Origin of the sequence: Roseinatronobacter ekhonensis (assembly GCF_900499075.1) — a bacterium.
GTDB classification, from domain to species: domain Bacteria; phylum Pseudomonadota; class Alphaproteobacteria; order Rhodobacterales; family Rhodobacteraceae; genus Roseinatronobacter; species Roseinatronobacter ekhonensis.
In genome coordinates this window covers 45480-58569 of sequence record NZ_UIHC01000006.1, presented here as the reverse complement: position 1 = coordinate 58569, position 13090 = coordinate 45480, and the positions used below count along the sequence as shown (strand labels likewise).

The 13090-nt window shown below is 63.1% G+C and carries 9 protein-coding genes; 3 read left to right on the top strand and 6 right to left on the bottom strand.

Translation table 11 applies throughout. The features are described 5' to 3' along the window. Positions 1 to 64 precede the first annotated feature (64 nt). Complete coding sequence (locus ROE7235_RS04445) at positions 65 to 3763, bottom strand: efflux RND transporter permease subunit (protein ID WP_121093472.1); 3699 nt, start codon at positions 3761 to 3763, stop codon at positions 65 to 67. Next, positions 3760 to 4866 (bottom strand): efflux RND transporter periplasmic adaptor subunit, encoded by a 1107-nt coding sequence (locus ROE7235_RS04440; RefSeq protein ID WP_121093471.1) that lies wholly within the window; start codon positions 4864 to 4866, stop codon positions 3760 to 3762. Before ROE7235_RS04440 ends, ROE7235_RS04445 begins: the two co-directional genes overlap by 4 nt. A gap of 205 nt (positions 4867 to 5071) precedes the next feature. Between ROE7235_RS04440 and ROE7235_RS04435 the strand changes: the two genes are divergently transcribed. From ROE7235_RS04435 to der, 3 genes are all read left to right on the top strand, one after another. Then, the gene (locus ROE7235_RS04435; RefSeq protein WP_121093470.1) at positions 5072 to 5722 is read left to right on the top strand and encodes a tetratricopeptide repeat protein; all 651 of its coding nucleotides are present in this window, start codon (positions 5072 to 5074) and stop codon (positions 5720 to 5722) included. A 27-nt stretch (positions 5723 to 5749) separates the two neighbouring features. Then, positions 5750 to 7063, top strand: a complete 1314-nt coding sequence (locus tag ROE7235_RS04430; protein ID WP_245963875.1) for a PQQ-like beta-propeller repeat protein — start codon at positions 5750 to 5752, stop codon at positions 7061 to 7063. 76 nt (positions 7064 to 7139) lie between these two features. Next, positions 7140 to 8594: a ribosome biogenesis GTPase Der gene (der, locus tag ROE7235_RS04425; RefSeq protein ID WP_121093468.1), complete on the top strand. Its 1455-nt coding sequence runs from the start codon at positions 7140 to 7142 to the stop codon at positions 8592 to 8594. 5 nt (positions 8595 to 8599) lie between these two features. Here der and ROE7235_RS04420 read toward each other — a convergent pair whose 3' ends face one another. The 4 genes from ROE7235_RS04420 to ROE7235_RS04405 are packed head-to-tail and all read right to left on the bottom strand — an operon-like array spanning position 8600 to position 13077. Then, entirely contained in the window at positions 8600 to 9184 is a 585-nt protein-coding gene (locus ROE7235_RS04420; protein WP_121093467.1) for a hypothetical protein, read from the bottom strand. Between the two features lie 53 nt (positions 9185 to 9237). Further along, positions 9238 to 11187 carry an FAD-dependent oxidoreductase gene (locus ROE7235_RS04415; RefSeq protein ID WP_121093466.1) on the bottom strand — a complete coding sequence of 650 codons (1950 nt, stop codon included), beginning with the start codon at positions 11185 to 11187 and terminating at the stop codon, positions 9238 to 9240. After that, positions 11184 to 11972, bottom strand: coding sequence for a hormone-sensitive lipase (locus ROE7235_RS04410; protein ID WP_245963874.1), 789 nt, complete (start codon positions 11970 to 11972; stop codon positions 11184 to 11186). The genes ROE7235_RS04415 and ROE7235_RS04410 overlap by 4 nt, the downstream gene beginning before the upstream one ends. 49 nt (positions 11973 to 12021) lie before the next feature. Beyond that, the gene (locus ROE7235_RS04405) at positions 12022 to 13077 is read right to left on the bottom strand and encodes a saccharopine dehydrogenase (protein WP_121093465.1); all 1056 of its coding nucleotides are present in this window, start codon (positions 13075 to 13077) and stop codon (positions 12022 to 12024) included. Positions 13078 to 13090 lie beyond the last annotated feature (13 nt).

Here is a 13090-nt window from a genome sequence, read left to right as displayed (position 1 = left end):
GTGAATTGGCCGCAGGCCAAGAGGGGGCGCGAGCGCCCCCTGCAGTCGCCTATCCAAAGCGCCGCTATTCCGCAGCCCGCAGCGGCAATTCCGGCTCGATATCCGGTGCGACCGGGACAGGGCGCGGCGGCGTGACCCCGGTATCCCAGATCAGCTCCGTGCCGCGTATGCGCGCAAGCTTCTTTTCAAGTGCACGGTCACGCCGCGCCGCGCTGCCACGTTTGGCAAACAACCAGCGCAGTCCAAGCGCGCCGCGATAGGCACCCTTTTCGATCCAGACACGCAGTGCCAACAGCGCAGGCGTCAGCATCAGCGTCAGAACCGTGGCCACGCCTAGGCCAAAGACCACAGCCGTTGCGAGTTGCTTCCACCACAGCGCCGTCGGGCTGTCGATGCTGTAGCCGCCATTTGCGAAATCCAGACTGATCCCCAGCATCATGGGCGTCAGACCGGCCATGGTGGTGATCGTGGTCATCAGCACAGGGCGGATACGCGCCTCGACCGTGCGGATGATCGCTTCGATCCTTGGCATGATCTTGGCGTAGCTTTGATAGGTGTCGATCAGCACGATGTTGTTGTTCACCACGATACCCGCAAGCGCCACGATGCCGGTGCCGGTCATGATAACAGAGAAGGTCTGCTCCATCACCAGCATGCCGATCAGCACACCGGCACTGGACAGGATGACCGCCAGAAGCACCAAAACAGAGTTGTAGAAGCTGTTGAACTGGGTCAGCAGGATGACGAACATCAAGCCCAGCGCGGCGCCGAAGGCATACATCAGGAATTGCTGGCTCTCCTGCTGGTCCTGTTGCTCGCCCGTCCATTCCCAGTCGATGGCCGCAGGCAGGTCCGCTTCTGTTTGCAACCACTCCGTCAACGTTTCGATCCGTTCGGTCGCGGTGATCGGGACAGAACGCCAGCCATTGCGCTCCATCTCGGCCACGGTTTCGACGGCGCGGGTATGGGCCTCTGATCCCTCTTCGCTCTCTGCGGGGTGGGTTTCGGAACGGGTGACAACCCGCTGCACCACACCGTCTTCATCGACAAGCTGCTCCAGATTGGCGCGCACATCAGCCTTCACATCGAAATAACGCTGCTGATCCATCCGGTCGATGCGCGAGCGGCTGGCGACGGTTTCGGTGGTGATGAAATTCGACAACGGAACCATCCCGAAATTGGTCTGGACACGCAGGGTTTCCAGTGTCGAGAGCAGCCGGTTTTCCTCTGGCAGCCGCACGCGGATGTCGATTTCCTCTTCGGAACTGTCGACGCGCATGGTGTCCAGCAGCAACCCGCGGGTCACAAGTTGCACCATGCCGCCAATGGTCTGCACATCTGCCCCGAAACGGCCCGCAATCTCTGTGTCGACATTGATCTGCCAGTCGATGCCGGGCACGGGACGGGTGTCTTCCAGATCAAACAGACCGGGCGTATCCGCGAATTTTGCGCGGACCTGATCGACGGCTTGCTCCAGCGTCTCGAAATCCTGTCCGGTCAGGCGCAAATGCACGGGCTTTGCGCCCGCAGGCCCGCCCGCCTGAATGAGCGTTTCGGCATAGATGCCAGGAATTTCCGACAAGCGCGCCTGCATCCGTTCCACGATGCGCGACCCGGACATTTCCGGGTCATCCGTGCGGGTTTGCCAGCTCGTCAGCTCGAACTGAACCTGCCCCACAGCATCATTGGGGGCACTTGTGCCACCGGTATTTGTGTTCAGCCCGCCATCGCCCGCGAAAGCAAAAACCGAATCTACACCGTCGGTTGTCATGGCGACCTGTTCGGCCTGCCGCACAAGCGAATCTTTTTCGTCCAAAGACAGGTTCCCGCGAGCACGGACATAAATGATGCCCTGCTCGGGTTCCGTCTCGACAAAGAACTCCACACCACGGTTGTTCGCGCCGTAATACTGGAACACGCTCATCACAAAGGCGACCACGGCCACGACAATCACAATCGGCATGACCGGGTTGCCCACGGCGAATTTTGCCAGCCAGCCGGTCAGCCCGTATTGGCGGCTGGCGTCAATGGTCTTGGCTGGACGGCGGATGGCGATTGCGCCGAACGTGATGGAAACGCCGACAGCCGCCAGCGCCAGAAGCACTGCGCCCGGCAACAATTCGACCGCAGACTGTGCTGCTTGCGTGCCGCCCGCAAGAAAACCGGGGTTCAGCATAAGCATACCGCCCAGCCACATCCCAGCGATTGCCAGCGCGGCAAAAGGCAGACGCAAAACCCACGGCAAACGGCGCAAGCCGTCCGACATCTGGCCGACGCGCCGCGCCATACGTCCTGTAACCCCGCCCATGACGGGTAGAAACACCAGCGCAACAATCAACGAGGCCGTCAGCACGAAAATCAGCGTGACCGGAAGCATGCCCATGAATTCACCGGCCACACCGGGCCAGAACAGCATGGGCAGGAACGCACAGAGCGTTGTCGCGGTAGAGGCGATAACCGGCCAGAACATGCGCTGCGCGGCGCGTACATAGGATTGCATCGGCCCGTCACCGGCCGCGATACGCTTGTCGGCGTATTCGGTAACAACCACCGCGCCATCGACCAGAACCCCGACCGCAAGAATTAGCCCGAACATCACGATGTTCGATACGGCGACGCCCATCACACCCAGCAAGATGAAGCACAGCAGGAACGATGCCGGAATGGCAAAACCCACCAACAGCGCCGACCGGGTGCCAAGCGCCGCAAGCACCACGATCATAACCAGCACGATGGCGGTCAGAACGGACCCTTCCAACTGGCGCACCATCTCGTCAACCTGCACGGATTGGTCCAGCGCGGTGGTGATATGGACGGAATTGCGCAATTCCGCATCCCAGCTTGCCTGCTCTGCTTCGATCGCTGTGCGCACGGCCGCGACCGTGTCGATCGCGTTGAACCCCTTGCGCTTGACCACCTGAATGGCAAGGTTTTCCTCGCCGTTGAACCGCGCGGTCCCTTCACGATCGGCAAAGGTCATCCGAATTTCAGCCAGATCGCCCAGCGTCACAACCGAATCGCCGTTCACCTTGATCGGCAGGCGGTAGATATCGCGCGTATCTTCGAAGGTGGACGGCACCGTTACGGAAAACGCCCCGCTTGCGGTTTCAACCTGCCCTGCGGCGACAAGCTGGTTATTGGCCCCGACCGTCTGGATCAACTCTCCAGCTGTGACGTTATACGCCTCCAGCTTCAGTGGGTCGATCAGCACCTCGACCATTTCATCGCGCGACCCCGCGATCTCGGCCTCCAGCACGGAATCGAGCGCCTCTATCCGGGTTTGCAGGCTGCGCGTGGCCGTAAGCAGGGTCCGCTCGGACACGTCGCCCGACAATGCCACAATGACGATGGGAAATTCGGAGAAGTTGATTTCCGTTATGGTATAATTCTGCGCACCACTGGGAAATTGCGCTTCGGCGCGGGTCATCGCATCGCGAATATCCGCCATGGTTTCCGACTTGTTCCAGCCGAATTCAAACTCCAGCACCGCAGCGCCGATACCGTCGGCGGAAAACGCGCCCAGCTTTTTCAGCCCGTCCAGCCCAGCAAGCTCGGTTTCCATCGGCTTGACGATGGCATCCTCGGAATCGACCGCGTTAACGCCGGGAAACGGCACTGTAATGATGACGGCAGGCACCTCGATATCCGGCTCGCCCTCTTTGGGCAGACCAAAATAGGCGGCAGCACCGGCACCCAATGTCATGACAATCAGGGCAAGCACCATCCGCGCATGGGTCGCGGCCCATGAAACGATACCGATCATTGTGCAGCCCCCTCGGGCGCGTCCTGCCCGTCACGCCATGTCACATCGACCATGGCACCCTCTCGGGTAAATTCCTGGCCGACGATAATAGCGCCGATTTCTTCGGGCAGTCCCGCAAGCCAGATGCCATCGTCGGTATCGCGCAACACGGTGGCCGGCGAAAAGGTGACATGGCCCGCGTCATCAACCAGCCGCAAACCAAGTGCGCCCGCGTCATTCAGCGTCAGCGCAGAGGCGGGTATCAGATGCCCTTCGCGGCCATCCGCCTCTATCATGATGTCGGCGCTTTGCCCGTCGCGGATACTATTGTCGGGGTTGGGCACGGTAACTTCGACCCGGAAGGTGCGGGTCTGCGGGTCAGCAGACCGCGCAATGAAACTGACTTGTCCGAACACCTCTCGCCCACCTGCCAGACGCGCGCCTGCGCGCGCCCCCTCGCTCAGCCGCGCGACCTGCAATTCCGTGGCAAAGCCCACCATTTTCATGGGGTCAAGCTGGATCAGCGTGGCGCAGAGCGCACCGGGTTGCAAAAGGCTACCCAGTTCGGCCGTGTCGGTTTCCAGCAAACCGTCAAACGGCGCATGCATCACCAGCCGCGCCATGTCTTCTACTGCGCGGTCAAGTCCGGCCTGCGCGGCCTGCAGTGCCGCTTTTGCAGAGGCCACGCGCGTTTCGGGAGCAAAGCCACCCTCGCGCAGCCCTTCGGCGGCGCGGAAATTGATCTCAGCCTCTGCCAGACGGGCGCGCGCCTCGTCCAGCGCGGCACGGCGCACGCCGGGGGCAACCTCGCATAGCGGATCACCGGCTTCGACACTGGCGCCACGGCGCAGCGGTTCGGAGATAATCAGACCAGAGGTTTCGGCGCGCACTTCGACAGAACGGGGCGCTTCTGTCCGCCCGCGCAGGATAACACTGCTGTCGACCGATTGGGCGACCGACCGCATGGCAACGACTTTCACCCGTGGCTGTGCGCCCTCGTCTTCGGTCTGCGCGCTGGCTTCGGTGACAACACCGGCGAAGCTCAGCAAGGCCGAGCGCTCCATCACCAGCATGTAAACCATGGCAATAACGGTCAAAGCCGTGATCAGGGGAAAAATGCGCATCGCCGCCTCTTGGTGCTTATACAAGTCGCGTATATAGACCCGATACGCTAGACTGACCAGTTCAGATTTATTTTGCAGGTGCAGAAAATGCCGATTGTGCTTTTTCTTTGCGTGGATATTGCCTGCCGACGAAGGTTTGCGGGGCTTGGCAATCTACCCCGCTTCACGCTAAGACAGCGCAAGACCCCAGCCAAAGGTGCCCCCTGTGAGCAATCCTGAGAGTTTTATCGACGAAGTCAGCGAAGAGCTGCGGCGCGACCGGGCGGTTTATTACCTGCGGAAATACGGCTGGATCGCGCTGCTTGTCGTGGCGTTGATCGTGGGCGGAACCGCATGGAACGAATGGCGCAAGGCCAGCGCACAGGCCAGCGCAGAGGCGTTCGGCGAAGCGGTTCTTGGCGCATTGGAAAACAATGACACGGATGCACGCATCGCCGCCCTGTCCGAGATAGAGGCCACCGGTGCGCAACAAGGCGTGTTGCAACTGCTGCGCGCGGGCGAATTGCTGGAAACCGACCGCGCCGCCGCGCTGGATGCGTTTCAGGCCGCTGCCGAAGACACCAGCCTGCCAGACGCCTACCGCCAGCTTGCCGCGCTCAAGCGGGTTATGGCCGGTGAAGGGGCGCTGCCGCTGTCCGAACGCCAAACCGTGATCGCAGGGCTTGCCCAACCCGGCCAGCCTTTCCGTCCGCTTGCGTTGGAGCAAAGCGCGCTCTTGGCGCTGGAAGCCGGAGAGACGGAAAGAGCGATTGAAATATTGCAGGACTTGCTGGCACAATCAGACGTGTCGCAAGCGTTGCGCCAACGTGTTACGCAGCTATTGACCGGACTGGGTGCGGAAACCGGCGCGGCGTGACGCGCGCAAAGCGAATAGGAGCCTGAGGTGAGATTTTGGACATCCGCAACCTTGCTTGCCATGGCTCTGGCCATTGCCGCCTGCGACCGCGAATTTATCCTTGAGGGTGAACGCTTTCCGCTACGCGCCCCATTTGCCGAAGACGCGGGCGAGGCCGCGGCCAGCCGCGCAGAACCGATCCGCCTACCGGGCACGCAGGTCAACGCGGCATGGACGCACCGTCTGGGTACCCCGAACACGCGGATCGCGCATCCGGCCCTTGGCGGCGCATTGACGCAACAATGGGCGTCCGGCATTGGGCAAGGCGACGGACGCCGTCACCGCATTACCGCCGAACCCGTTGCGGCCAACGGGATTATCTACACCTTGGACAGCCGCGCACAGGTGACGGCAACAAACACCGCAGGCACCACCGTCTGGACGCGCGACCTGACACCAAGCGCCACGCGGAGCGCTGATGGCGCGTCGGGCGGCGGTTTGGCTTTTGCAAACGGGCGCGTATACGTCAGTTCTGCTTTCGGTAGCCTGACCGTGCTGAACGCCAGCAGTGGCGAGGTTGTCTGGTCCAAAGCCTTTGACGCGCCTGTCACAGCGCCTCCGACCATTGCGGGCGACCGCGTGTATGTGGTCGCGGCCGACAGCACCGCTTGGGCACTCGACACGCGCGACGGCAAAACAGACTGGCAATTGCCGGGCACACCTTCGGTGGCTTCGATGGTAGGCGGCGCGGCGCCCGCCGTTGCTGGTGATCTGGTGCTGTTTCCGACCCCTGCGGGAGAGTTGATCGCAGCGGAACGCGACACGGGCATGATTGCCTGGCGCACGAATATTGCCGGCACGCGTTTGGGCGTAGCTTATGCGCGGGTCAAAGACATCACGGGCGATCCGGTCATTTCGGGCGACCGCGTTTTCATCGGCAACCAGTCAGGCCGCGTCATGGCGCTGAGCCTGCGCGACGGCAGCCGCTTGTGGACCGCTGACGAAGCCGCATATGGCCCTGTCTGGCCTGTGGGCGGGTCGGTCTTTCTGATGTCGGACCGCAACCGCCTTGTGCGTCTGGATGCTGCAACGGGCGCGTTCATCTGGGGCCAGCCCTTGCCGTTGCATACAACAGATCGCGAAAGGAAGCGTGCAGAGATCTATGCGCATTTCGGCCCTCTTCTGGCGGGCGGGCGTCTGATTGTCGCGTCCAGCGACGGGATGATCCGAAGTTTTGACCCGGCCAATGGTGCGCTTGTGGAACAGATCGAGCTGCCCTCTGGCGCCACCAGCGCGCCGATCGTGGTCGGCGGCACGCTTTATGTTGTCTCTCGCAACGGTAGCCTGCTGGCCTATCGCTAAGGATTGGTCTATAGGCTGCGCGATCTGACAGGCCCCGCTTGGTGCGGGGCCCTTCTTCGTTTCTCTGGAGGGAAACATGAGCTTCACCCTCGCCATCATCGGGCGGCCCAATGTCGGCAAATCGACCCTGTTCAACCGGCTTGTCGGCAAACGGCTCGCCTTGGTCGATGACCAACCCGGCGTCACCCGCGACCTGCGCGAAGGCGCGGCGCGGCTGGGCGACCTGCGCTTTACGGTCGTTGATACCGCTGGGTTGGAAGATGCCACCGACGACAGCCTGCAAGGCCGGATGCGCCGCCTGACCGAACGCGCGGTAGAGATGGCCGATATCTGCCTGTTCCTGATCGACGCGCGCGCAGGCGTGACCGCCAGCGACGAAGGGCTGGCCGATATCCTGCGCAAGCGCGGCACGCATGTCATTCTGGGCGCGAACAAGGCCGAGGGGCGCGCGGGCGAAGCCGGGTTGCTGGACGCCTATGGGCTGGGTCTGGGCGAACCGCTGCGCCTGTCCGCCGAGCATGGCGAAGGGATGGACGAGCTTTACCACATTCTGCGCCCGCTTGCCGAAGGGTTCGAAGAACGCGCCGAGGCCGACGCCCCCGCCACGGATATTGACGTATCCGAGGACGGCGACGCCCCCGACCACACACCCAGCGCCGCCAAACCCTTGCAAGTGGCCGTGATCGGGCGGCCCAACGCGGGCAAATCCACGCTTATCAACAAAATTCTGGGCGAAGACCGGCTGCTGACCGGGCCAGAGGCCGGGATCACCCGCGATTCGATCTCTCTGACGCTGGATTGGATGGGCACGCCGACGCGGATTTTTGACACGGCTGGCATGCGCAAAAAGGCCCGGGTGGTCGATAAGGTCGAAAAGCTGTCCGTGGCCGACGGGTTACGCGCCGTGCGCTTTGCCGAAGTTGTGGTCGTGCTGCTGGATGCCGCTATCCCCTTCGAGTCGCAAGACCTGCGCATCGCCGATTTCGCCGAAACCGAAGGGCGCGCGGTGGTCGTGGCGGTGAACAAGTGGGATATCGAGGAAGAGAAACAGGACAAGCTGAAAGAGCTGCGCTACAAGTTTGAAAAGCTGTTGCCGCAGTTGCGGGGCGCGCCGATGGTGACAGTCTCTGCCAAAACCGGCAAGGGGCTGGACCGACTGCACGACGCCATCTTGCGCGCGCATGATATCTGGAACCGCCGTGTCGGCACTGCCAAGCTGAACCAATGGCTGGAAGCGATGGTCACGGCGCACCCGCCGCCCGCACCGGGCGGCAAGCGTATCAAGCTGCGCTACATGACACAGGCGAAAATCCGTCCGCCCGGTTTCGTGGTCATGTGCTCGCACCCCGAAGACCTGCCTGCCGCTTATACGCGCTATCTGGTCAACGGACTGCGGGAAGCGTTTGACATGCCCGGCACGCCGATCCGCATGTTCATGCGCAGCCAGAACGACAAGAACCCGTTCAAGGGCCGCAAGAAAGCGCCCCCGTCAAAGCTGCGCAAACATCTGGAAGGCCGGCGGGAGAGTTAGCGCCGTTACGGAGTGGGCAAGTCCACCCGCTCGACCCGTTGCAAGACCTGCGTCACGTCCAGATCATAGGCCGCGGCGCGCACCTGCATGTCGTGGAACGCGATCCAGCCGTCATCCTCCAGCCAGTAGCGCAGGAACATCTGCGCATCTTGCTGCGTGTTGGCAATATAGCGCCCCTCGACCAGTTGGTAGCTTACACCGTCACGGATATCTGTGCTGCACGCAACGTCGTGGCGCGTTTCAGCCTCGGTGCGCAAAACGTCCTGCGCCGCGTCGCGTTGCGCTTGGGTGAAGCGGTTGATCTCTGACCAGCTTTGCCCGCCATCGCTGGACATATACATCACATCGCCGCGCTGCATGGACCATGGCAGCGTCGGCGGCTCGACTGCCTCGCTCAACCAGTCGCCGGTTGAATCGGCGGAATGCCGTGTCACCGTGGGCGGTGCCCCGTTAAAGCTTTGCGTGGCTTCGATGACGACAGGCACCTCGGGGTTGCCGTCGACCAGCAGGCGCAGAAACAGCGCGTCGCAGTCATCGGCCTGAGCGGAAGACGCCAGCAAAAGCAAAGCGGCGGTGGCGTGTCGGATCATGGCAACTCTCCCTTTCCGAAAACGGTAGCGCAGCGCCCGATTCGCGGCAACGGCTAGGACGCGTCGCGCAGATACATCGGCCCGCCTGTCCAGCGCGGAAAGCCGAAGGCGTTGATCATCACCACGTCGATATCCGCCGCACGGGATGCGATCCCTTCACGCAGAATCGCCGCGCCCTCAGCTTGCATGACTGACAGGATGCGCGCCATGATGTCCTCTGCGGTAAAAGGCCGTCGCGCGATGCCTTTGCGCGCGGACTCCGCTGCGATCACACGCTCGACCTCTGGGTCGGGCACGGGTTTTCCGGTGGTGTAGTCATACCAACCGCGTCCCGCCTTGCGGCCAAACCGGCCCGCTTCGCATAAAATATCGGGAATGCGGACGTAGTCTGCCGGGCGCTTGCCCTCTGCGGCGCGGCGCTTGCGCATGGCCCAGGCAATATCCAGCCCCGCCAGATCCTGCATCTGGTAAATGCCCATCGGAAAACCGAAATCGACCATGGCGGCGTCAACCTCCCATGGCGTAGCGCCCGCTTCCAGCATGTGTTCGCACGCGGCGCGATAGGCCGACATGATCCGGTTGGCGATGAACCCGTCGCACACACCGGCGAAGACCATGATCTTGCCCAAGGCTTTGGCCAGCGCGGCACCGGTCGCAAGCGCCGTGTCGGACACCCCATCGGGCACGACAATTTCCAGTAATTTCATCACATGCGCGGGCGAGAAGAAATGCAACCCCACCAGCCGCGACGGGTCGGACATGGTCGCCGCCAAGGCGTTCACATCCAGATAAGAGGTGTTGGTGGCCAGCACACACTCCGGCGGCGTGACGGATTCCAACTGCGCCAGAACCGCTTTCTTGACATCGAAATCCTCGAACACGGCTTCGATGACAAGCTGGGCATCGGCCAAGGCGGTCGGGTCATGCGTGGCGGTGAACTGCGCCACAAGTGCGGCATGGCGGTCGGGAGCAATCACCCCGCGCGACAGACTGTCTTGCAGAATGCCGGTCACGCGGTCCTGTGCGGCCTGCGCGGCGTCTGCCGTCTGTTCCAGCAACGTCACGCGCAGCCCCGCCAGCAGACACGCGCTTGCAATCCCAGCACCCATGGTGCCGCCGCCGACCACGCCCACGCGTTCGGGCGCAGGCACGGCCACCCCTTTCAGCCGGTCCAGCCGCGCGGCACCGCGTTCGGCAAAGAACACATGCGCCAGCGCCTTGGATTGCGGATCGTCGCGCAGGCGCAAAAAGGCTTCGCGCTCGGCCGCCATGGCCTCGGGCGCGGGCAGGGTCAGCGCGCGGCGCAGAGCGGCCACGGCCTCTATTGGCGAGTGCTGGCCGCGCGCACGTTTCGTCAACCTGTCGGCCAACGCGTCGAATGCCGCAGGGTCGGGGTTTTGAACGGGTCGTGCCAACACCGGGCCGGGGTCGCGACGCTTGGCGACAGTTGCCGCGAATTGCACAGCAGCTTCGAGGGCATCCCCGTCGGCCAGATGGTCGATCAGGCCCCACTCTGCCGCCTGCGCGGCGGCGACCGGCTTGCCGCCCGCGACCATCTGCAATGCCTGCGTGGCTGGAACAATCCGTGGCAGCCGCACGGTGCCACCAGCGCCGGGAATCAAGCCCAATGTGACCTCTGGCAAGCCCAGCTTCGCGCCACGCGCCGCCACCCGGTAACGGCACGCCAAGGCAAGCTCCAACCCGCCGCCCAGCGCGGTTCCGTGGATGGCTGCCACCCAAGGCACGCGCGCGCCCTCTATCTGGGCCAGCACATCGGGCAGATGCGGCGGTTCCGGCGGCTTGCCGAATTCGCGTATATCGGCCCCCGCAACAAAGCTACGCCCCGCGCAGTGCAACACCACAGCGCGCAGCCCGTCCATCGCGTTGGTCTGCGCCACAGCGTCCGCGAGCCCTTCGCGCTGCGCCTGTCCAAGTGCGTTCACCGGCGGGTTATCCAGCGTGACGCGGGCGATATCCCCTTCGCGGGCAATCGAAATGCTCATGGCGCGTCCTGTATCATGGCGTTGGTCAAGGGGCTGTCGGGGTCTTCCAAGGCGGCAATCACGTTGAAATGGTGCAACGCGCCGTCAACCACCAGCTTGGTGTGCGGCCATGCCTCTCGAATCAGCGCAGACTGACGCAGGAATTCTGGGCGCTCGTGCCCGCCGACCCACGCCGTCAGGCGGGTGCCATCGCGTGGGGTCAGAAGCGCAGGGCTTTCGTTGCACGCCGTTTGGTCTGTCAGTTGCAAAATGTCGTTCATACGCGTGTACAGCAAGGGGCGCAGATCGTGCAGGCCAGAGATAGAGACAGCCTGCCGCGCCACATCCGGCATATCGGAACACAGCATCCGCGCCACCAGATGACCGCCCGCCGAGTGCCCCGCCAGCCGCACCGGGCCCGGCACCTCTGCGCGGGCCGCAGAAATCGCACGCGCGATCTGCCCGGTCATCTCAGGCAGCCCCGCCTCTGGCGCAAGCGTATAGCTGGGCAACGCCATCGCCCAACCGCGCGCCACCGCGCCATGGGCCAGATGCGACCATGTGGTTTTATCAAAAGCCTTCCAGTAGCCGCCATGCACGAATACGCACAGACCTTTCGGCGCAGTATCGGGCAAGAAAAGGTCGAAGCGTTCGCGCGGGCCTGTGCCATAGGGCAGATCCAGCCGCGCAGTCGCTTGCGTGCGATACTCCAAGGCCCGCGCCTGCCATGCTGCCGGATACGCGGACCCATCGGGAATATGAGCGCCATTCTCGAACGCGGCGTCCCAGTCGATAATCTCTGTCATATACTGCCTCCCCAAGCTATACAGCAGCATATATTTCAAACTTAAAACATCAAGCCCCAAGCCTTTGCACATGCCGGTCAAACTCGGCCCGCGCGCGCGCCCAAACACCGGTGTCGATACCATCCAGCGTTTCAAGATGAGGCAAAAGCTGGGCCGCGAAATCCTCTGACGCCTCTATCGGCAAAAGCGAGGGCAAGTTGTCGATTGCCATCACGTCCAGCACAGGCGCGCCATGCACGCGCAGCACCGGGCGGGTCCAGTCGGTCGCACGGTCGTACACCTTGACGGGAGAGAAATCGGATGACGGATCACAGGCGATATCGCCAATCACCCGCAGCGCACGCGGCGCGGCGACGGCGGATTGCGGGACAAATACCGGCGTGCCCGGCACGGCAAGGATACAGTTCAGGAACACCTCATGCGCAAGAACTTCGGGAAAGGGGCCGCCGGTCGCGGTCTCTGCCTTGTCCCAAGCCGTGACCGGCGCGCCCACAGCCGCGCAAAGATCCACGGCACCTCGCCCCACGCGGCCCAGCGCCCCGATGACCAGAACACTCGGCACCTCCAACCCGTGCAATGCCTGCGCCACGGCATGGACCATGGCATGCTTGTCGGCAAAGCGCGCAACCGGCGCGCAGACACCGCCGCGTGCTTGCGCGGCAAATGCCAGCAGCGACACCGCCGCCCCCGCGAACCCGGCCCAGTAGCCAAACGCGGCAACGCGGCGGCCCTGCGGATCGGTCAGGTATTCCAGATCATACAGCGTGCCGCCGCCCTTGCGGAACCGTTGCAACAGCGCTTGCCCCGCTGGCTGGCCCTTATAGGCGTGGCCAAACATGATATGGCGGTGGCGCAGCGCGTTGCCATCCTCGGGCAGTTCTTTCAGCCCGAAAATGATCGCATCGTCGGGCGCATCGGGCCAGGTGGCATAGTCCGCGCGCGTTGCACCTGCTTTCAAGAACGGCTCGAGAGGAAGCGCGCGTTGCGGACTGTCTTCCATGGTCACGCGAAACCCTTTGGCACGCAGCGCAGCAACCCCGTCGGGCAAGATGCCAACGCGTTCCTCCTGCGGGCGCGTTTCCGCGCGTATCCAAAGATGTGTCATAGTGCCCCCGTGG

Coding starts and splice junctions, on each gene's coding strand:
- ROE7235_RS04445 (WP_121093472.1), bottom strand. CDS start 3,763: ATGATCGGTATCGTTTCATGGGCCGCGACCCATGCGCGGATGGTGCTT.
- der (WP_121093468.1), top strand. CDS start 7,140: ATGAGCTTCACCCTCGCCATCATCGGGCGGCCCAATGTCGGCAAATCG.
- ROE7235_RS04440 (WP_121093471.1), bottom strand. CDS start 4,866: ATGCGCATTTTTCCCCTGATCACGGCTTTGACCGTTATTGCCATGGTT.
- ROE7235_RS04420 (WP_121093467.1), bottom strand. CDS start 9,184: ATGATCCGACACGCCACCGCCGCTTTGCTTTTGCTGGCGTCTTCCGCT.
- ROE7235_RS04410 (WP_245963874.1), bottom strand. CDS start 11,972: ATGACAGAGATTATCGACTGGGACGCCGCGTTCGAGAATGGCGCTCAT.
- ROE7235_RS04405 (WP_121093465.1), bottom strand. CDS start 13,077: ATGACACATCTTTGGATACGCGCGGAAACGCGCCCGCAGGAGGAACGC.
- ROE7235_RS04415 (WP_121093466.1), bottom strand. CDS start 11,187: ATGAGCATTTCGATTGCCCGCGAAGGGGATATCGCCCGCGTCACGCTG.